A 19,754-nucleotide genomic window follows, 5' to 3' on the forward strand; every position below is an offset into this window, starting at 1 on the left:
GACCGCACCTCTCGAAAGGAGCCGCATGGCGCAGGCCAGCAGACTCGTCAAGCCCACCGAACAGCGGCTCATCCGCCTCGAGGTGCTCCGCGCCGAGCGCCTCTCGCGGCACCGGGCACGGGTGACGCTCGGCGCCGGCGAAGTCGATCGTTTTGTACCCATGGGCTACGACCAGTGGTTCCGCCTGTTCCTTCCTGTCGGTGGTGCAGCCGGGCTCGAGCGCATCCCGGCGAAGGCGAACAAGCTGATCGGCTACCTGCGGTTCCTGCGCATCCCCGAGGGCGATCGGCCCGTCATGCGCAACTACACGGTGCGTGCCTATCGCCCCGCGACGGATGCAGCGAGCGCCGAGATCGACGTGGACTTCGTCCTGCACGGGTCGGCCGAGGACGGTACCGCGGGACCGGCGTCGAGCTGGGCCGAGACCTGCGTGCCCGGCGAGAGCGTCGTGATCATCGACGAGGGGATCGCGTTCAACCCCGAACGCGGCGTGCAGAACGTGCTGCTCGTCGCGGACGAAACCGGCCTACCCGCGATCGCCGGGATCTGCGCGAGCCTGCCCGCGGACGCCTCGGGCCTGGCCCTGATCGAGGTGCCCTCGGCCGAAGATGCACTCGCGTTCGACCGACCCGCCGGTGTCGAGGTGCGCTGGCTCATCCGCGACGACTACGCGCGGGTGCCGGGAACGCTGGCGCTGTCGGCACTGGCCGAACTGACGGGAGACGATGTGCCCGCGGCATCCTGTCACGCGTACGTCGTCGGAGAACAGGCGCTGCCCGCCGCCGCTCGTCGGCACCTGATCGCGGAGCGCGGGCTCGACAAGTCGCTCATCAGCTTCTGCGGATACTGGCGCGTCGGGGCGCACTCCGCAGCCGGGCCACAGTCCGCCGAGAAGAGCACGCGATGAATCGCGGCCACACACAAGGGCGCGCGATGAGTCGCGCCGGGCTCAGTCGAGGTAGCCGGGTGCCGCGGGCAGACCGAAGAACTCCTCGAGCGTGTGGAATCCGCCCGCGTGGTAGGCCGCGGCGAGCTCAGGCCCGATGTAGCGCAGGTGCCAGGCCTCGGGGTCGTACCCCGTGATGGGGGTCTGGCCGTCCTCGTAGCGGATGATCCAGCCGAACTCCCAGCTGTGCTCGACCACCCACTGGTAGGTCGCCGTCGTCCCGAACTGCTCCGACGACGAGCATCCCGGCGTGCATCCGAAAACGTCCATCGCGATGCCCGACTGGTGCTCGCTGTACCCCGGCCGCGCGGCCAGGCGCTCACCGGCCTCTTTGCCGAGCGACGCGACGCGGTCGTTGTGGATGCGCTGCTGCACGGAGTAGCCGCGATAACCGTTCTGCATGCCGATCCGGCCGGTTCCGGCGGCGACGGATGCCTCGAACATCGCGGTGACGGTCGGCGCGATGTCCGTCCGCACGGCGGCGAGGTTGCCGAGCGGCACGTTCGATGGCGCCACCCAATCGGCGGGTGCGTAGTCGATCGGCTCCATCGGCATGGCCTTGTTGACGACGAACCACACGTGCGACGGGTCGCGCAGGTCGATGCACGGCGCGATACCGCGAATCACCGCCTGCCGGAGCCCCTCTCCCCCACCGGCCGCGCCGATGACGGCGCTGTCGTCGCCGGCCGCGAGTCCAGCCTGAACCTCGGGGCGGTCGCACAACGCGACCTCTGCCAGGGGCACCTCAGAGCGGGTCGGCACCGGGATCGCCGTAGCGGCCGGGGGCGGCGGCGTCACGATCTCGGCCGCGTTCTGCGACGAGCCTTGGCGCGGGGCGGCGAGCGCGCCGCCGATGCCCGCCACAGCGGCCACGGCGAGTGCCACCACGACCGAGGCAGCGGCGAGCCGACGCGCGCTCGGGGATCGAGGTGCTGAGTTCCGGGCAGCGCGGCGGGATTCGGGTGACCCGGTCGCGGAGGTCATCCAATCATTCTGTCCGATCAGCCTGGGTGCTCGCCCCCGACGAAGTGGCGGTTGACGGATGCTTCGGCTTTATGTTCGAATATGGGATGCGCTGGCGGGGACAACAACTCGGAGTTGCGGACGAATCCGCACTTCCCGGTCTGGAGCGCATGGACGGGCTCGTGCGTTCCGTCACGACCCCCGAGTTCGCCGGGATCACGTTCCATGAGGTGCTCGCGAAGTCCGCCCTGAACCACGTGCCGGGCGCTTCGGCGATGCCGTTCAACTGGACGATCAATCCGTATCGGGGCTGCAGCCATGCATGCTCATACTGCTTTGCTCGCGGCACGCACGAGTATCTCGACCTCGACGCGGGAGCCGACTTCGACTCGCAGATCATCGTCAAGACCAACCTGGCCGAGGTCTTGCGGCGTGAGTTGCGTGCCGGATCCTGGCAGCACGAGCACGTTGCCCTCGGCACGAACACCGATCCGTATCAGCGCGCCGAGGGGCGCTATGCACTGATGCCGTCGATCATCGAAGCCCTGGCCGAGTCCGGCACGCCCCTGTCGATCCTCACCAAGGGAACACTGATCCGACGCGACCTCGGCGTGCTGTCCGCCGCGCGCGAACAGGTGCCCGTCGATCTGGCTTTCTCGATCGCCGTGTTCGACGACACCCTGCAGCGCTCGATCGAGCCCGGAACGCCGACGGCGACCGCACGCCTCGCGGCCGTGCGAGCGGCGACCGCGGCCGGCTTCGCGGTGACGGTCTTCATGATGCCCGTGATGCCGCATCTGACCGACTCGATCCCCGCGCTCGACGACGCGCTCGCCCGCATCAAGGACGCCGGAGCGGTGCGGGTCGTCTACGGCGCACTGCACCTGCGTCCGGGAGTCAAACCCTGGTTCATGCAGTGGCTCGAGCGGGAGCATCCGGAGCTCGTCTCGTCGTACCGCGGCCTGTATCCGGGCGCGACCGCGAACGCACCGAAGGGGTACCGGCAGTGGCTCGCGAAACGCGTGCGACCGCTGATCCGGGCGCACAAACTCGATGGGCGTGCCGAAGAGGAACAGACGATGCGGGCGCGCGGGCCGGGTCCGGTCATCACGACGCCGTCGGCCGGGGCAAGGTCCGCGGGTGGACCGGTGTGGTCGGCACGCCGCGATAGCCGGCCGGGACGACCGTCGACGGCGGGCCCGCGCTTCGACGTGGACCCGCCGACCCTGTTCTGACACGAAGCCGTCGCACCAACCCGGGCGAGACACCCCGCCTGCGCCGGCGCCTACTCGACGATCTCGGCCTCGATCACGTCGTCGTCGGATGCCGCGGGCGCCGTGGGGGCGGTCGGACCCGCGCTGGTCAGAACCAGCGAAGAACCGTCCGCCGCGACATCCACCCGCACGGTGTCGCCGTCGCGCACCCCGCCCGCGAGGATCGCCATCGCGAGGCGGTCCTGGATCTCGGACTGGATGAGGCGACGCAACGGCCGCGCACCGAAGGCCGGGTCGTATCCGCGCTCGGCCAGCCAGGCCCGGGCATCGGGCGTGACCGCGAGGGTGAGTCGACGGTCATGCAGACGCCGCTGCAGCGCATCGACCGACAGCTCGACGATCTGCGCCAGATCGTCCTGCGTGAGCGCGTGGAAGATGACGATGTCGTCGAGACGGTTGATGAACTCGGGCTTGAAAGCCTGACGCACGAGCCCCTGCACGGCCTCCCGCTTCTGCTCGATCGTCAGCGTCGGGTCGATCAGGATCGGCGAACCCAGGTTCGAGGTCAGGATCAGGATGACGTTCTTGAAGTCGACCGTTCGACCCTGGCCGTCCGTCAGTCGCCCGTCGTCCATGACCTGCAACAGAACGTCGAAGACCTCGGGGTGCGCCTTCTCGACCTCGTCGAGCAGCACGACGCTGTACGGGCGTCGGCGCACGGCCTCGGTCAGCTGACCTCCCTGCTCGTACCCGATGTAGCCCGGAGGCGCACCGACCAGGCGCGAGACGGAGTGCTTCTCGCCGTACTCGGACATGTCGATACGCACCATGGCGTGCTCGTCGTCGAAGAGGAACGCGGCGAGCGCCTTGGCGAGCTCGGTCTTGCCGACGCCCGTCGGGCCGAGGAAGAGGAACGATCCGGTCGGCCGGGCGGGATCGCTGATGCCCGCGCGGGAACGGCGCACGGCGTCGGAAACGGCCTTGACCGCATCCTTCTGCCCGATCAGGCGCTTGCCGAGCTCGGCCTCGAGGTGCAGCAGCTTCTCGGTCTCTCCCTGCAGCAGGCGCCCGACGGGGATGCCGGTCCAGGCAGCGATGACGGCCGCGATGTCTTCGTCGGTGACCTGGTCGTTCACCATGCGCTCTTCGGTCGACTCGGCACGCTCTGCCTCGATCACCTCGCGCTCCAACGCGGGGATATCGGCGTAGAGCAGGCGCGATGCACGCTCGAGGTTGCCCTCGCGCTGGGCCCGTTCGGCCTCGACACGTGCCGCGTCGAGGCGCGTCTTGAGATCGCCTACGCGGTTGAGTGACGCGCGCTCGCGCTCCCACCGCCCCTGCAGTTCGCTCAGGCGATCCTTCTGGGCGGCAAGGTCTGTCCGGAGCTTCCCGAGACGCTCCTTGGATGCCTCGTCCTTCTCCTTCTTCAGCGCCATCTCTTCCAGCTTCAGCCGGTCGACGTGGCGCCGCAGTTCGTCGATCTCGAGCGGAGCGGAGTCGATCTCCATGCGCAGGCGCGAGGCGGCCTCGTCGATCAGGTCGATGGCCTTGTCGGGCAGCTGGCGGCTCGGGATGTAGCGGTTCGAGAGGCTTGCGGCCGCGACGAGCGCGGCGTCCGCGATCGCGACCTTGTGGTGCGCCTCGTACCGCTCCTTGAGCCCGCGCAGGATGGCGATCGTGTCCTCGACCGACGGCTCGCCGACGTAGACCTGCTGGAAGCGGCGCTCGAGCGCCGCGTCCTTCTCGATGAACTCGCGGTACTCGTTGAGCGTGGTCGCACCGATGAGCCGCAACTCGCCGCGGGCGAGCATGGGCTTGAGCATGTTGGATGCGGCAACCGAGCCCTCTCCCCCGCCCGCGCCCATGAGCACGTGCAGTTCGTCGATGAACGTGATGATCCGCCCGTCGGACTCGGTGATCTCTTTCAGCACGCTCTTGAGGCGCTCCTCGAACTGCCCGCGGTACATCGCACCGGCCACGAGGGCCGAGATGTCGAGGGCGATGAGCTCCTTGTCCTTGAGCGAATCGGCGACGTCGCCCGCGACGATGCGCTGCGCCAGTCCCTCGACGACGGCGGTCTTGCCGACGCCGGGCTCACCGATCAGCACGGGGTTGTTCTTCGTGCGGCGGGTGAGCACCTGACTGACGCGCCGTATCTCGGCGTCGCGTCCGATGACGGGGTCGAGCTTGCCCTGGCGCGCCCGGTCGGTGAGGTTGATCCCGAACTGCTCGAGAGCGCTCTGCTGCTCCTCTTGCCCGGGCTGCTGCGTGGCGTTCATTGATTCTCCCGAAATCTGCGGCCCATAAACTTGAGCCTGGTTGACTCAAGTTTATCAGGGGTCGCTCGCGACGACAAGGGATCTCGTGAGGAGATCAGGCGGCGGAGCCCTCGAGAATCGGCACGGGCGCCGCATCCGTCGAGCAACTGAAGGTCGAGCGGTACGCGGTGGGCGTCGTGCCCAGCACCCGCGCGAAGTTCTGACGCAGAACGGCCGCCGAGCCGAACCCGCACTCGTATGCGATGCGGTCCAGAGCGAGGTCGGTCGTTTCGAGCAGCCGCTGCGCGTGGATGATTCGCTGTCGCGCGAGCCAGGCGGCGGGGGTCGTGCCCAGGTCGGCCTTGAACCGTCTGGCGAACGTCCGTGGCGACATGTGCGCGCGTGCCGCGAGGTCCTCGACGCTCAGGTCCTGCCGCAGGTTCTCGAGCATCCAGTCCGTCACGGGCGACAGCGACAGCGAGGAAGCCTCGGGAAGGGGCTGCGCGATGAACTGCGCCTGACCGCCGTCCCGCTGCGGGGGCACGACCATCCGCCGCGCGATGATGTTCGTCAGTGCGGCACCGAGCTCGATCCGCAGCAGGTGCAGGCAGGCATCCAGACCGGCCGCGGTGCCGGCGCTCGTGATGATCCGGCCGTCCTGCACGTAGAGCACGTCGGGGTCGACCTCGACCCCGGGGTACATCGCCGCCATGGTGTCGGTGTAGCGCCAATGGGTCGTAGCGCGGCCGCCATCGAGAACGCCGGCGGCCGCGAGCACGAAAGACCCGCTGCACACGCTGAGCAGCCATGCGTCACGCCGGGCGGCATGGCGCACGGCGTCCAGAACGCGGGAATCGACGCTGCCCCACGTCTTCCGAGGAATCGGGCATACGACGACGAGATCGGCTTCGTACGCGAAGGAGAGGTCCGCGTCGACGTTGATCGAGAAACCGAGGCTCGACGCGACCGCCCCCGGGTCAGGGGTCACGATGCGGAAATCGAAGTTCGGCACCCCGTCGTTGGAGCGGTCGAGGCCGAAAGCCTCGCAGGCCACCCCGAACTCGAACGGGGCGAACCCCTCTTGCACAATCACGGCGACAGTCTTCATGTGCGCTCCTCGCTGCACCGGCGCTACTGGCAGGATTCATACGATACACGGCCTTCCTGCCACTCGTGACACTATCAGGCCTGCCGTAGCTTTTCTGCCATGATCCTTCTCATTCTCTTCGCCGCCCTGTCCGTCGTCGGCATCGCCGCCACGGTCGTCGCCGTCCGCCGCGATGGCTATCGCGCCACACCCACCGACCGCTCACGCCTTCCGTGAGGGCCCCGTCACCTCGCGGGCCCCGTCACCCGGCCGGGAACGTCGTCACGCGGACGCTGGCGCCGAGTACGCATCGGTGATGCGGGCCACGTGCAGCACCGGGTCGAACTCCCGCGCCGCTTCGGCCGCGCGGGCGGATGCCTCGAGGACCGGCCGCGGGTCGCGCACGAGCGTCGTCAGCAGTTGAGACATCGCGCGAACGTCCGGACCGAATGCACGGATGCCCGAGAGCTCGGTGCCCTCCGTGAGCGCCGGATCGACGTAGAAGATCCCGCGCCGAGCCTCGAGCGCCTCGACGATCGTCACCGGCTGGTTGTCGAACCCGAACGACGTCAGCGCGACGAGGTGCGCCGACCGCATCCTTTCCCGCACCTGGTCCCGCGGTAGGCGCCCCAGGAATCGCACCGGGGCATCGCCCGCTCGCTGCTCGGCCAAGGTGCGCAGGGGGCCCTCGCCGACGATCTCGACCTCGAAGCTCTCCGGCCTCACGGTCGCCGCGGTCTGTACGACCGCATCGATCCACTCGATCAGGCGCTTCTCGGAAACGAGACGACCGACCCAGAGGATGCGCAGCGGGGGTCCGGCGTCGGTGAGGGGCTCGCCCGCGGGACCGGGTGTCACGGCGTTCGGGACGACGCGCACGACTCGTACCCCGGCGGCGCGGAGGCGCTCTCCCTGGTGAGCCGAGGGCGAGACCACGACGTCCGTGCGCAGGGCGAGGGAGAGGGTCAGGTTGCGAAGCGCGGAGTCGACGGGAGTGGGGGCGAGTTCGGTGCGCGTCGTGGGAAAGCCGCGCAACCATCGGCCGAATCCGCCGATGGCAGCCGCGACCCCCCTCCGGAATCCCCTCGGCATGTCGGCCCGCCAGAAGAACGTGTGCACGGTTTGGACGGTGCGGATGCCTCGCGCCCGGGCGACCGAGACGGCCGCCGCCGACAACCCGAACTCGGAATGCACGTGCACGACGTCGATGCCGCGCTGCTCGATCTCGCGCGTCAGACGAGCGCGCAACCGCCGCGTATTGCGGATGACCGGCAGGTGCACTCCGGGCAGCGTCACCCAGGCGCGCACGGCCATCACGTCGCCGCCTTCGTCCTGCCAGCGCCCGAGAGCGCCCCGATCGGAGCGGTGCGAGGCCGGTGCGACGATCACGACCTCATGCCCGCGCTCGCGCAGCAACCGGGCCTCGTCGAGAAAAGCGCTCTGTGCGCCACCCAGGTAGTCGAGGGAGTAGTCACACACCAGCGCGACCCGACGCGCAACCTCGCTCACGGGGTGACCTCAGTCCTCGACCGGCTCGCCCCGGTACAGCGATTCGAACGTGCGCAGCGTCCGGTCGATGTCGTGGATGCGGACGCCCTCGAGCGATGCCTCTTGCATCCGTCGGCGCTCCTCGGGTGCGGCGGTCAGCACCGCGGTGAGCTTCGCGGCCAGGTCCGCGGACGACGACGGATCGAACAGGTAGCCGTTCTCGCCGTCGTGGACCAGATGCGGGAGGGCCATCGCATCGGCCGCGACGACGGGCAGGCCCGAGGCCATCGCTTCCATGGTGGCGATCGACTGCAACTCGGCGACCGAGGGCATCGCGAAGACGCTCGCACGCGAGTACAGGGCCCGCAGCTCTTCCTCTTCGACGCGTCCGTGGAACGTCACGCGATCCGCGAGCCCGAGGCGCTCGGCGAGCTGCTCGAGGTGCTTACGCTGGTCGCCGCCGCCGACGATGTCGACCTGCACGTCGAGCGCGGGGTCGAGCGTCACGATCGCCTCGAGCAACAGATCGATCTGCTTCTCGCGCGTCAACCGGCCGACGAAGAGCACGCGGTTGCGATCACGGGGCGTGAGGTCCGGCCGATAGTTCGACGCGGCGATGCCGCAGCTGATCGGTACGACGCCCGTGATGTCGATCGCCGCCTCGAGGAAGTTCGCGGCATTGCGGGTCGGTGTCGTCACGGCCGACGTCATCTGGAACGTGCGGTTGGCGTCCGCCCAGGCCCACTTCACCAGCAGACGATCCATCCACCCCGGAAGCGTCGTGTGATCGAGGATGTTCTCGGGCATGACGTGGTTCGTCGCGACGACCGGGATGCCCCGCTTGACCGCCTCGCGAGTCAGACCACGACCGATCACGATGTGGGACTGGATGTGGACGACGTCGGGCTTGACGGAATCGAGCACCTGCCGGGCGTAGTGCTTGCTGCGCCATGGCCAGACGAAGCGCAACCAGTCGTGCGGGGGCCAGCGCACCGACGGCAGCCGGTGGACCGTCATGGGCTCGCCCTCGATGATCTCGATGCCGGGTGCCTTGCGGCGATACGCCTGATTCGGCGCCACGACATGCACATCGTGTCCCCGCTGAACGAGGCCCGCGGCGAGTCGCTCGCTGAAACGAGCGGCCCCGTTCACGTCGGGAAAGAAGGTGTCGCAGCCCATCACGACGGTCAACGGACGCGCGGAAGCGGTCGCATCCCCGGCGGGCACCGCCGAGGCGGACTCGCGAGGGACGCCGTGGGTCTCGGAGGAACTCACGGGATGCTGGGTGCCAATCTGTGCGGCGGAACGGGGTCGCACGGTCGGGTGCTGCGCGCGGCCCACTCTACCCGAGCGTCCTGGCACGCCCGGGGTCCCGCGCCCGCGGCGGGGCGGACCCCCAGGCATCCGTCCTACTGTGGGGACATGGCGAGATTGCAGGCCGATGCCGATCCGAACCGCTGGGTGGCGGTGACGGGGTCGCTCGGCTGGCGCGGTCGGCGACACCGCAAGGCCGCCATCGGGATGCTGCTGTCGCAGGCGAATCGCGCGATGGGGGCGACCGAGCGTCCCTCTTCCGGTTTCGCCGCGTGGGCGATGAGTCAGGCCGCTCCGCTGCTGATGCGCCGCGCGGAGGGTCGTGTGCTCGTGTGGGTCTGGAAGTCCGACCCCGAGCTCGTCGTCATGCTCGCGCAGGTGCAGGAGGCGACGGCTCAGCTGAGGGCCGCGCGTGCCATGATGCCGATGGAGTACGACGACACCGAATCGTTCCGCGGCACCTATCTCGGCCTCGGCGAGCGGCTCGTGATGAACCTGCCCGTCGACGAGCGCACGCCGCCCTTCGCCACCTACACGTGGGACACGGGCACGCACTTCGTGACCGTCAACGCGGTGTGCAGCGACCGCACGCGGTTCGGGACGGTACTACCGGCGATCGACGAGGTGGCCCGAAGCATCCGGCTCATCGACGACCTGAGCGTCGGCGAGGGCACTCGGACGCTCCGGATCGACCCCGCCTGATGATCACCGGGCCCCCACGCGCGGTCGACCACGACGGGGGCCGTGCCACAATGTGCGCATGACGGATGTGGATGCCCCCGATGCCGCGGGCACAGCGACCGCGTCGACACGACGGCTGCCGCTCGCGGAGGCCCGAGCGCTCGGAAAGCGCCATCGCGATCGGACCCCGCGGAGCAATCTGGCCCGGCGATCCGACGCGGCACGCGACGCGTCGGGCATCCTCGATGAACAGAACAGCACGCGTGTGCCCGAACTGCTTCCGCTGCGGCGGGAGAGGATGTCGGAGAGCGCCTTCGCCTTCTACCGCGGAACCGCGGCCGTCATGGCCGCCGATCTCGCCGCCGACCCGCACTCGGGCATCGTGGTCGCGTCCTGCGGCGACGCGCACGTCGCGAACTTCGGCTTCTACGCGTCGCCGCAGCGTTCGCTGGTCTTCGATCTGAACGACTTCGACGAGGCCGGCTGGGCGCCCTGGGAGTGGGACGTCAAGCGGCTCGTGACGAGCATCGTCGTCGGTGGTCAGTCGACGTCCCGTGATGACGACGTGATCCGCACGGCTGCGCTGGCCGCGACCCGCGCCTACGCGAGGTCGATGGCTGCCGCTGTCGCCCGCAGCCCGCTCGATCGCTACTTCGAGCACTTCGATGTCGACGCCGCGATAGCCGCCATGGACCCCGCCTCGCGGCGTGTTCTGCGCTCGGCGGCCCGCGACGCCACGCGCCGCACGTCCAATCGGGCGGTGCGCAAGCTCACCGAGACCGGACCCGACGGGCGCCTGAGGTTCATCGAACGACCCCCGACCATGGTGCGCGCCGACCCCGAGATCGCGGCGACCGTGGTGCCGATGACCCGCGAATACGAGACATCGACGAACGTCGACATCGCGCTCTTGACCAGCCAGTACGACCCGGTGGACGTGTGCCTGCGAGTCGTCGGCGTCGGGAGCGTGGGAACGCGCTGCTACGTCGTCGCGTTCGAGGACGGCGACGGACACGCCCTGATCCTCCAGGCCAAGGAGGCGGTGCGCAGCGTGCTCGAACAGTTCGGCGGGATCGCTCAACCGCGCTCTCTGGCGACCATCGTCGAACGCGGGGGCCACGGGGCACGTGTCGTCGCGCTTCAGCGTGTGCTGCAGGGCGTGTCCGACCCGTTCCTCGGGCACGTGCAGACGGGCGAGCGCGACCTGTACGTGCGGCAGTTCCACGACATGAAAGGGGGCATCGACGTCGCGACGATCGACGACGCGCCCTTCGTCCGTTACGCCGCATCGTGCGGCGTGACGCTGGCTCGCGCGCACAGCCAATCCCCACGGGCCGCCGAGGTGGCGGGATACATCGGCAACGGGCGGATCGTCGGCGAATCGATTCTCGAATGGTCGTACGCGTACGCCCAGACTTCCCGCGACGACTACGCGGCGTACCTGGACGCCCCCGCCTGAGCTCGCGCCGGTCAGCCCTCGCCGGCTTTCGGAACGTCGTCTTCGGAGGCACGCGGGGCCCGACGATCCAGCGGGCGCCAGACGACCAGCTCGGTCGCCCGCCGGACCCGCTTGCCGTGGCGCAGCGTGATGACCGCGCCCGCCGTCCCCGCCGCGAAGACACGGGCGCCGGGCCGGTTCTCGACCTCGGCTCGGATGCGCGACTCGAGGTCGCGCACCTGACGACGCAGGGTCCGCACATCCTCTTCCAACTCGAGGATGCGCGCGATCGCCGGAAGGCTCATGCCCTCGGACGACAGCCGCGCGACTTCTCGCAGCTGCTCCACGTGACGCGTCGAGTAGCGGCGCGAGCCGCCCTGCGTACGTGCGGGAACGACGAGACCCAGCCGGTCGTACTGCCGGAGGGTCTGCGGATGCATCGCCGAGAGCTCGGCGGCAACCGCGATCGCGAAGATCGGGGCATCCTCGTCGATCTCGTCGCCGCGCATTCCGTTCATCGTGATGGCGCCCCTAGCCCCGCGCCTTGGACATCAGATCCGCGCGCGGGTTCTCTTTCGGCTCGAGCTCGTGAAAGCGCTCGAGCGCCTCTCGTGCCGCATCGTCCAGGTGCGAAGGAACCGCCACCTGCACCTCGGCGAGAAGGTCGCCCGTGCCCTTCTGTGTCTGCACACCGCGCCCTTTGACGCGCAGCACGCGTCCCGAGGGGGTCCCGGGGGCGACCCGCAGCTTGACGGGGTCGCCCCCGAGCGTCGGGACCTCGATCGTCGCGCCGAGCGCGGCCTCGGTGAAGGTCACCGGCACCGTCACCCGCAGGTTGAGCCCATCGCGCGTGAAGACGGGGTGCGGTCGAACCGTGACCTGCACGACGATGTCGCCGGTCTCACCACCGTCCGGCGAGGGCCGTCCGCGCCCGCGCAGACGGATCTTCTGCCCGTCCGCCACGCCCGCGGGGATCTTGACCTTGAACGGGCTGCCGTCCTCGCCCTGCAGGGTGATCGTCTCGCCCTTCGTCGCCGTGACGAAGTCGACCGTGGTGCGCGCCGTCATATCGGCGCCGCGCGTCGGTCCGCCATAACCGCGGAAACCACCGGATGTCTGACCGAACCGGCCGGATCCGAACGACCCGCCCGCACCCTGCTGGTTGAACATCGAGAAGATGTCGTCGAAATCGGGCTGGGGCCCGCCGCGGCCCTGGCCGAAGCGGCTGAAGACATCCTCGAAGCCCTGGTTGCCCCCGCCGCCGGCGGTGAAGCGCGCGCCCGAGCCCATCGCGCGGATCTGGTCGTACTCCTCGCGCTGGCCGGCATCCGAGAGCACCGAGTACGCCTCGCTGATCTCCTTGAACTTCGCTTCGGCCTTCGCATCGCCCTGATTGGAGTCGGGGTGATAGGTGCGCGCGAGTTTGCGGTAGGCCTTCTTGAGTTCGGCGGGCGAGACGTCCTTCTGGACGCCCAGCACGCTGTAGAAGTCCTTGTCGAACCAGTCCTGGCTAGCCATCGGCGTCCCGCCTACTCCGCGGGCACGGCGACGACGACCTTGGCGGGTCGCAGTTCCACCGAGCCGAGCCGGTACCCGACCTCGACGACCTCGAGCACCGTCGGCACCTCCGTGCCCGGCGTGGGCTGCTGGAAGATCGCCTCGTGGAACTGCGGGTCGAACGGGTCGCCGGCAGCGCCGAACGAGGTCACGCCGAGTCGCTCCGCGACGGCGCGCACCTTGTCGCCGATCGCCGAGAAGGGGGTGCCCTCCTGCAGATCGCCGTGCTTCTCGGCGCGGTCCAGATCGTCCAGCACGGGGAGGAGTCCCTTGGCCGCCTCGCCCTTCGCGCGCTCGATCTCGCGCTCCCGCTGCTCTTCGGTGCGTCGCCGGTAGTTGGCGTACTCCGCCTGCAGGCGCTTGAGGTCGCCCAGCAGCGCCGACTCGAGATCCGCGAGCACGGCCTCCTGCGCCGCGGCCTCGGCATTCTGAGGCGCGCCGAGGATGTCCTCGAGCGTCAACTCGTCGCCCTGGGCATCCGTCCCGTCCTGCGACACGCCCTCCTGCGACACGGGGCCGGAGGACTGCTCCTCCGACCCCCCTGTGCCAGGATGTGTGCCGTCAGGACCGGCGCTCCGCCCCTCGGGGTTCACGTCGTCCTTGTCAGCCATGTCCTACTGCTTCTTCTCGTCTTCGTCGTCCACGACCTCGGCATCGATGACGTCCTCTTCGGGGTTCGGGACGTTGCCGGCACCGGGCTCGTTCGCCGCGGGGTCGGGGTTCTCGCCCGCCGCCTGTGACGCCTGATAGATGGCCTCGCCGAGCTGGGACTGGCTCTGGTTGAGCTTGTCGAACGCGGTCTTCACCGCGTCGTCGTCGTCGCCCGCGAGAGCGGTCTTGAGGGCGTCGACGTCGGCCTGGACCGAGTCCTTGACCTCGGTCGGCAGCTTGTCCTCGTTCTCCTTGATGAGCTTCTCGATCGAGTACGAAAGCGTCTCGGCATGGTTGCGGACCTCGGCGGACTCGCGCCGCTTCTTGTCCTCGGCGGCGTGCTCCTCGGCCTCGCGCACCATGCGCTCGATGTCCTCCTTGGGAAGCGACGAGCCACCCGTGATCGTCATCGACTGCTCCTTGCCGGTGCCCTTGTCCTTCGCGGACACGTGCACGATGCCGTTGGCGTCGATGTCGAAGGTGACCTCGACCTGCGGGATTCCGCGCGGCGCCGGGGCGATACCGGTGAGCTCGAACGTGCCCAGCGGCTTGTTGTCGCGGGTGAACTCGCGCTCGCCCTGGAAGACCTGGATCGCGACCGACGGCTGGTTGTCGTCGGCGGTCGTGAAGGTCTCGCTCCGCTTGGTCGGGATCGCGGTGTTTCGCTCGATGAGCTTGGTCATGATGCCGCCCTTGGTCTCGATGCCGAGGCTCAGGGGGGTCACGTCGATGAGCAGGACGTCCTTGCGCTCGCCCTTCAGCACGCCAGCCTGGAGGGCCGCGCCGACGGCGACGACCTCATCCGGGTTGACGCCCTTGTTGGCCTCCTTGCCGGCCTCGCGCTTGACGAGCTCGGCGACGGCGGGCATGCGGGTCGAACCACCCACGAGCACGACGTGCGCGATGTCGTCGACCTTGATGCCGGCCTCACGGATGACATCCTCGAACGGCTTCTTGGTGCGGTCGAGCAGGTCCTTGGTCAGGTCCTCGAACTTGGCGCGCGTCAGCGTCTCCGACAGCGACACGGGGCCGTTCTCGGTCAGCGACAGGTAGGGCAGGTTGATGCTCGTCGAGCTCGAGCTCGAGAGCTCCTTCTTCGCCTGCTCCGCGGCCTCCTTGAGGCGCTGCAGGGCGATCTTGTCGCCCGAGACATCCACACCCGTGGTGTCCTTGAACTGCTTGATCAGGTGGTCGACGACCCGCTGGTCCCAGTCGTCGCCGCCGAGGCGGTTGTCGCCCGCGGTGGAGCGCACCTGGATGGTCGAGAAGTCGTCGTCCTTGCCCACCTCGAGCAACGAGACGTCGAACGTTCCACCACCGAGGTCGAAAACGAGGATGAGTTCGTCTTCCTTGCCCTTGTCGAGGCCGTAGGCCAGGGCGGCCGCGGTGGGCTCGTTGATGATGCGCAGGACGTTCAGGCCCGCGATCTCGCCGGCCTCTTTGGTGGCCTGGCGCTCGGCGTCGTTGAAGTACGCGGGCACCGTGATGACGGCGTCGGTCACGCTGTCACCGAGGTACTCCTCGGCGTCACGCTTGAGCTTGCCGAGGATGCGCGCCGAGATCTCCTGGGGCGTCCACTTCTTGCCGTCGACCTCGAACGTCCAGTCCGTGCCCATGTGGCGCTTGACCGACGAGATCGTCCGGTCGACGTTGGTCACGGCCTGGCGCTTGGCGGTCTCGCCGACGAGCACTTCGCCGTCCTTCGTGAATGCGACGACCGAGGGGGTCGTGCGGAAACCCTCGGCGTTCGCGATGACCTTCGGCTCGCCGCCCTCGAGGACGCTGACGACCGAGTTGGTCGTGCCGAGGTCGATTCCAACTGCACGTGGCATGTGTGTGTCTCTCTCTTCTTCGTGTGAGGCCGGACGGATGCCGCGGCCCCGATTCTTCTGAAGTCTGCTGCTCGGCATCCACTCCCGCGTTCGGGACCTTGAGCCGTGCTGACTCAAGCCTAGCGATCCGTCTCCCGCTCGTCAAATGAACTTGATATGAACGGGCTCAAGTTTGGCGGAGTGCGCGGAGGCGCCCCGCCCAGCGGACCCCATACGGCCGCCCGCCCTCCCCTCGCCGCCGACGCGGCGATACCCTGTGCACATGCCTCGACGCAACGCCGCACCGAGTGTTCACGGAGGGGTCCTAACGTGACCGACATGTCCGACACGCGTCAGCCCGAATCCTCGCCCCCTCCCCCCGTCGCCGCGAACACGCGCGCCCTGGGTCCGATTGGCGTCGCGTTCCAGGACTCTCCGAGCGACCGCGTCGTCCCGCGCCGCCATGTCGCGGCATGGGCTCTGTGGGACTGGGCGACGCAGCCGTTCAACTCGGTCGTCCTGACCTTCGTCTTCGCCTCGCTGTATCTGGTCTCGGACGCATTCTTGCCGCCCGACATCGCCGCGCTGCCTGCGAGCGACCCCCTGAAGGAACGGGCGCTCGCCGATCTGTCGAGCGGGTACGGGTTGGTGACGACCATCGCGGGACTGCTGATCCTCGTTCTCGCCCCCGTGCTCGGCCAGAGCGCCGACCGCGCCGGCCGAAAGAAGCGCTTGCTCTTCGTCTTCACGATGCTTCTCGCGCTGGCGCAGTTCGCGCTGTTCTTCGTACGGGCCGACCCCGCGTACTTCTGGTACGGCGCCATCATCCTCGCGATCGGCGCAGTCGTCTCCGAGATAGCGGGCGTCAACTACAACGCGATGCTCGTCCAGGTGTCTACTCCCCGCACGATCGGCAAGGTGAGCGGTCTCGGCTGGGGGCTGGGGTACATCGGCGGCATCGTCGCCCTGACGCTCGTCGTCGTCGTGACGCAGCTCGAGTGGTTCGGGATGGACACCTCGGACGGCCTCGCCTATCGCCTCATCGCGGTGGGCTGCGGCGTGTGGACGATCCTGTTCTCACTCCCCCTGTTCCTCACCGTCCCGGAGGGGCCGGCCTCTGCTCCCGGTCAGAAAGTGAACTTCTTCGTCGCGTACGCCGTACTGGTGAAGGATGTGCGTGCGCTCTTCCGTTCGCACCGGTCCACCTTCTGGTTCCTCCTCGCGAGCGCCGTCTATCGTGACGGCCTGGGCGGCGTCTTCGCATTCGGTGGCATCCTGGCCGCCGTCGCGTTCGGGTTCTCGTCGACCGAGGTGCTCATCTTCGCGATCGCGGCGAACGTCGTGGCCGGCATATCCACGATCATCGCCGGTGCGGTCGACGATCGTTTCGGTGCGCGCAACGTCATCATCACCGCGCTCTCAGCGCTGATCCTCGCGGCCGTGGTGCTCCTGATCCTGCAGGACAGCGGCAAAGCGGTGTTCTGGATCTGCGGACTCGTGCTGTCGGCATGCGTCGGTCCCGCACAGGCCGCGAGTCGTTCGCTACTCGCCCGCGTCACACCCGAAGGGATGCAGGGCGAGATCTTCGGTCTGTACGCCACGACCGGCCGCGTCGCGAGCTTCCTCGCCCCCGCCGGCTGGACCCTGTCCATCGCGATCTTCGGGGCCACGGTCTGGGGTGTGCTCGGGATAGCCGCCGTGCTGACCCTCGGCCTCGTCCTGCTGCTGTTCGTACGCCTTCCCGCACCTCGCCCGCAGAACTGAGCGGCACGTGCGGTGCGCGAACGGACGCGACTCGCCGTTGAACCACACACGCACACGGCGTGTCGCGACCGTTCGCGGGCGGGCCGCGGGCGGATGCCCCGGCCTCAGCCCTGCGGCCAGCCGTCCGCGAGCTTGGTCAACAGCCGGGCGAGGTCGGCCCGCTCGGCATCCGTGAACGTCGAGAGGGCGCGGTCGATCGCCTCGCGCCGGTCGCCGCGGAAGCCGCGGACGAGAGCCGCACCTGCATCCGTCAGCGCGACGCGCGTGCGCCGGGCATCGTCCGGGTCCGCCTCGCGACGCACGACCCCGAGTTCGACACCCTGCTGCACCAGGCGGGACGCCCGAGGCTGATCGACGCCGACGGCATCCGCGATCTCGCCGATCGACAGCGGACCGGATGCCTGGGCGAGCGTCTCGAGAAGGCGCATCCGCGCGGGGCCACCCAGGCGGGGCGGAACCCACGGCGGGGCGCCCGCGTGCGGGTGCTCACCACGGTGGGGTGCGCCCCGCATCCAGCCCGGGCCTCCCCGCATGCCCGGTCCGCGATGCGGGCCCTCGTCGCCCCACGGCGGCCGGGGCATCCGTCGTCCGCGCAGGCGCGCGAGGGCGGCGGCGATCGCGTCGGCATCATCGCCGCCCTGTCCGGGTCGGGCGTCGCGCGGGGAATCGTGGTGGGCCATGGCCCTAACTTACATGTGAGTTGACATGCATCCATTTCCATGTCATAGTACATGCACATGTCACATGACATGCAAAGAGTCCGGCTGTTCCCGGACACCCGAAAGGACTTCCCATGAACGACACACAGAACACACCGAACGGCGCTTCCGACGACGCCCGCCCGACTGCGCCCCTCCCCCTCGGTTACTGGCTGCGCGCCGTCGACGCCATGATCACGCGCGAGTTCGCGAATGCGCTCGCCGCCGAGGACGTCGATCGACGCGACTGGATGCTGCTGAACGCGGTGTCCGGCGACGTGGACGTGCCCGGTTGGCTCGCCTCCCGGGTCCAGGGACGCGGAGGCAAGCGCCTGCGCGCGCTCGCCGAGCGCGGCTGGATCGCGCGCACCGAGGATTCGTGGACGCTGACCGACGAGGGGCGTGCCGCGAAGGCGCGCCTGGCCGGGATCGTCGACGGCATCCGCGAGCGCGTCTCGAGCGCCGTGACGGCCGACGACTACGCCACCATGACCGCTTCACTCGAAGCCATCGCCCGCGAGTTGGGCTGGGACGAGAGCGAACGGATGCCTCGGCACGGCCGAGGCGGCTTCGGACCGGGACGGGGGTTCGGCCCGGACCGCGGGTTCGGCCCGGCGTTCGGCCCGAGCTTCGGTCGCGCATTCGGCCCTGGCGTGGGCCCCGCATTCGGCCCGGACTTCGACCCCCGGGCAGGACACCACGGCGAGCGCGAGCGCTGCGGTCCGCGTGAGCACCGGCGTGGCGATCACCGCGGCGAGCGCCACGCGGAGCGCGCTTTCGAGCGCGGCTTCGACGCGGGGTTCCGCGCCGCGAGGGAGCGCGCCGAGGCATCCTGAGCGCCGGCATCCCTCACCGAGAGGACGCAACATGCCGTCGCGCACCGCGACGACACGGCATGTTGCGTCCTCTCGCGCGACGCCTGCGCGACGCGTCAGGCGCCGCGCGCACCCTCATCGGTGGTGCCGACGTCGGTGCGGTGGAAGTTCTGGAACGAGCGGGATGCCGTGGGCCCGCGCTGCCCCTGATATCGGTTGCCATAGGGGCCCGAGCCGTAGGGGTTCTCGGTCGGCGACGACAGGCGGAAGAAGCAGAGCTGGCCGATCTTCATTCCCGGCCAGAGCTTGATCGGCAGAGTCGCGACGTTCGAGAGCTCGAGCGTGACATGGCCCGAGAATCCGGGGTCGATGAAGCCCGCCGTCGAGTGGGTCAGCAGTCCGAGGCGACCGAGCGAGGACTTGCCCTCGAGTCGGGCGGCGACGTCGTCGGGCAATGAGATGAGTTCGAAGGTGCTGCCCAGCACGAACTCCCCCGGGTGCAGGATGAACGGCTCATCGGGCGCCGTCTCGATCAGGTGCGTCAGCTCGGGCTGATCCTCGGCCGGATCGATGAAGGGGTACTTGTGGTTGTCGAACAGCCGGAAGTACCGGTCTAGTCGCACATCGACGCTCGAGGGCTGCACCATCTGCGGGTCGTAGGGCTCGAGCCCGATCCGTCGCGCGTCGAGTTCGAGCCTGATGTCACGATCCGAGAGCAGCACGGGCTCAGCCTACCGAGCCGACCGTGTTCGCAATTCGGTCTGCGGATCTTGGACGCACCGGCGATCGACTCGCGTCGTCGAGACTGAATCGTGAACCAAGCGAACGCGGCACGGCCCGTTTGCTAGGCTTACCAGGCGCCGCAAGGCGTTCCGGGGAATTGTTAGTTTTCAAATTGGCAGAAAACTTTTCAGCTTTTCCCAAAAAGCTTGATTAGCGCGGGTTTTTCGATTTTCCGTTCATTCCCCTTCAAATTGCCCCCACGTGCGACCAAACGGTCGCGCGGGAGGGCAATTTTCGCGTTTTTTGTTGCCGCAGGAAATTTCGACCGCAGGACTTAGCAGTTTTC

Annotated in this window: 17 protein-coding genes; 6 read left to right on the forward strand and 11 right to left on the reverse strand. The window is 68.8% G+C overall.

Translation table 11 applies throughout. The annotated features are described in order from the left end of the window. Positions 1 to 25 precede the first annotated feature (25 nt). Positions 26 to 907, forward strand: a complete 882-nt coding sequence (locus tag CGU35_RS15665) for a siderophore-interacting protein (RefSeq protein ID WP_100812395.1) — start codon at positions 26 to 28, stop codon at positions 905 to 907. Between the two features lie 42 nt (positions 908 to 949). Here CGU35_RS15665 and CGU35_RS15670 read toward each other — a convergent pair whose 3' ends face one another. Further along, positions 950 to 1,930: a M15 family metallopeptidase gene (locus CGU35_RS15670; protein ID WP_100812396.1), complete on the reverse strand. Its 981-nt coding sequence runs from the start codon at positions 1,928 to 1,930 to the stop codon at positions 950 to 952. Between the two features lie 86 nt (positions 1,931 to 2,016). Here CGU35_RS15670 and CGU35_RS15675 point away from each other — a divergent pair, with 86 nt between their 5' ends. After that, positions 2,017 to 3,144 carry an Rv2578c family radical SAM protein gene (locus CGU35_RS15675; RefSeq protein WP_100812439.1) on the forward strand — a complete coding sequence of 376 codons (1,128 nt, stop codon included), beginning with the start codon at positions 2,017 to 2,019 and terminating at the stop codon, positions 3,142 to 3,144. A gap of 50 nt (positions 3,145 to 3,194) precedes the next feature. Here CGU35_RS15675 and CGU35_RS15680 read toward each other — a convergent pair whose 3' ends face one another. The 4 genes from CGU35_RS15680 to CGU35_RS15695 all read right to left on the reverse strand — a co-directional run bounded on the left by CGU35_RS15680 (position 3,195) and on the right by CGU35_RS15695 (position 9,135). Next, positions 3,195 to 5,402 carry an ATP-dependent Clp protease ATP-binding subunit gene (locus tag CGU35_RS15680; RefSeq protein ID WP_100812397.1) on the reverse strand — a complete coding sequence of 736 codons (2,208 nt, stop codon included), beginning with the start codon at positions 5,400 to 5,402 and terminating at the stop codon, positions 3,195 to 3,197. Positions 5,403 to 5,496: 94 nt separating this feature from the next. Then, complete coding sequence (locus CGU35_RS15685) at positions 5,497 to 6,489, reverse strand: GlxA family transcriptional regulator (RefSeq protein WP_100812398.1); 993 nt, start codon at positions 6,487 to 6,489, stop codon at positions 5,497 to 5,499. 261 nt (positions 6,490 to 6,750) lie between these two features. Beyond that, positions 6,751 to 7,977 carry a glycosyltransferase family 4 protein gene (locus tag CGU35_RS15690; protein ID WP_100812399.1) on the reverse strand — a complete coding sequence of 409 codons (1,227 nt, stop codon included), beginning with the start codon at positions 7,975 to 7,977 and terminating at the stop codon, positions 6,751 to 6,753. Positions 7,978 to 7,986: 9 nt separating this feature from the next. Continuing rightward, the gene (locus CGU35_RS15695) at positions 7,987 to 9,135 is read right to left on the reverse strand and encodes a glycosyltransferase (RefSeq protein WP_232711354.1); all 1,149 of its coding nucleotides are present in this window, start codon (positions 9,133 to 9,135) and stop codon (positions 7,987 to 7,989) included. Between the two features lie 243 nt (positions 9,136 to 9,378). Here CGU35_RS15695 and CGU35_RS15700 point away from each other — a divergent pair, with 243 nt between their 5' ends. Both CGU35_RS15700 and CGU35_RS15705 read left to right on the forward strand, forming a co-directional pair. Beyond that, complete coding sequence (locus tag CGU35_RS15700; protein WP_100812401.1) at positions 9,379 to 9,972, forward strand: hypothetical protein; 594 nt, start codon at positions 9,379 to 9,381, stop codon at positions 9,970 to 9,972. 58 nt (positions 9,973 to 10,030) lie between these two features. Continuing rightward, on the forward strand, positions 10,031 to 11,410 hold the full coding sequence (locus CGU35_RS15705) for a DUF2252 domain-containing protein (protein ID WP_100812402.1): 1,380 nt from the start codon (positions 10,031 to 10,033) through the stop codon (positions 11,408 to 11,410). 11 nt (positions 11,411 to 11,421) lie between these two features. Here CGU35_RS15705 and CGU35_RS15710 read toward each other — a convergent pair whose 3' ends face one another. The 4 genes from CGU35_RS15710 to dnaK are packed head-to-tail and all read right to left on the reverse strand — an operon-like array spanning position 11,422 to position 15,429. Beyond that, positions 11,422 to 11,898, reverse strand: coding sequence for a heat shock protein transcriptional repressor HspR (locus CGU35_RS15710; RefSeq protein WP_100812403.1), 477 nt, complete (start codon positions 11,896 to 11,898; stop codon positions 11,422 to 11,424). A gap of 22 nt (positions 11,899 to 11,920) precedes the next feature. After that, positions 11,921 to 12,907, reverse strand: a complete 987-nt coding sequence (locus tag CGU35_RS15715) for a DnaJ C-terminal domain-containing protein (protein ID WP_100812404.1) — start codon at positions 12,905 to 12,907, stop codon at positions 11,921 to 11,923. An 11-nt stretch (positions 12,908 to 12,918) separates the two neighbouring features. Continuing rightward, positions 12,919 to 13,557 (reverse strand): nucleotide exchange factor GrpE, encoded by a 639-nt coding sequence (locus CGU35_RS15720; RefSeq protein WP_100812405.1) that lies wholly within the window; start codon positions 13,555 to 13,557, stop codon positions 12,919 to 12,921. Between the two features lie 3 nt (positions 13,558 to 13,560). Then, positions 13,561 to 15,429 (reverse strand): molecular chaperone DnaK, encoded by a 1,869-nt coding sequence (gene dnaK / locus CGU35_RS15725; protein WP_100812406.1) that lies wholly within the window; start codon positions 15,427 to 15,429, stop codon positions 13,561 to 13,563. Between the two features lie 318 nt (positions 15,430 to 15,747). On the opposite strand from dnaK, the gene CGU35_RS15730 reads away from it, so the two are divergent. Beyond that, positions 15,748 to 17,172, forward strand: a complete 1,425-nt coding sequence (locus CGU35_RS15730) for an MFS transporter (protein WP_100812440.1) — start codon at positions 15,748 to 15,750, stop codon at positions 17,170 to 17,172. Positions 17,173 to 17,276: 104 nt separating this feature from the next. Here CGU35_RS15730 and CGU35_RS18655 read toward each other — a convergent pair whose 3' ends face one another. Beyond that, on the reverse strand, positions 17,277 to 17,852 hold the full coding sequence (locus tag CGU35_RS18655) for a MarR family winged helix-turn-helix transcriptional regulator (RefSeq protein WP_232711350.1): 576 nt from the start codon (positions 17,850 to 17,852) through the stop codon (positions 17,277 to 17,279). Positions 17,853 to 17,965: 113 nt separating this feature from the next. Here CGU35_RS18655 and CGU35_RS18660 point away from each other — a divergent pair, with 113 nt between their 5' ends. Then, complete coding sequence (locus tag CGU35_RS18660) at positions 17,966 to 18,706, forward strand: MarR family winged helix-turn-helix transcriptional regulator (RefSeq protein ID WP_146048067.1); 741 nt, start codon at positions 17,966 to 17,968, stop codon at positions 18,704 to 18,706. A 95-nt stretch (positions 18,707 to 18,801) separates the two neighbouring features. Here the strand turns inward: CGU35_RS18660 and dcd are convergent, their stop codons facing one another. Then, a complete protein-coding gene (gene dcd / locus CGU35_RS15745; protein ID WP_100812407.1) occupies positions 18,802 to 19,407 on the reverse strand; it encodes a dCTP deaminase in 606 nt (201 codons plus the stop codon). Between the last annotated feature and the right edge of the window lie 347 nt (positions 19,408 to 19,754).

It is taken from the genome of Microbacterium sp. BR1, assembly GCF_002812725.1.
Lineage (GTDB): Bacteria > Actinomycetota > Actinomycetes > Actinomycetales > Microbacteriaceae > Microbacterium.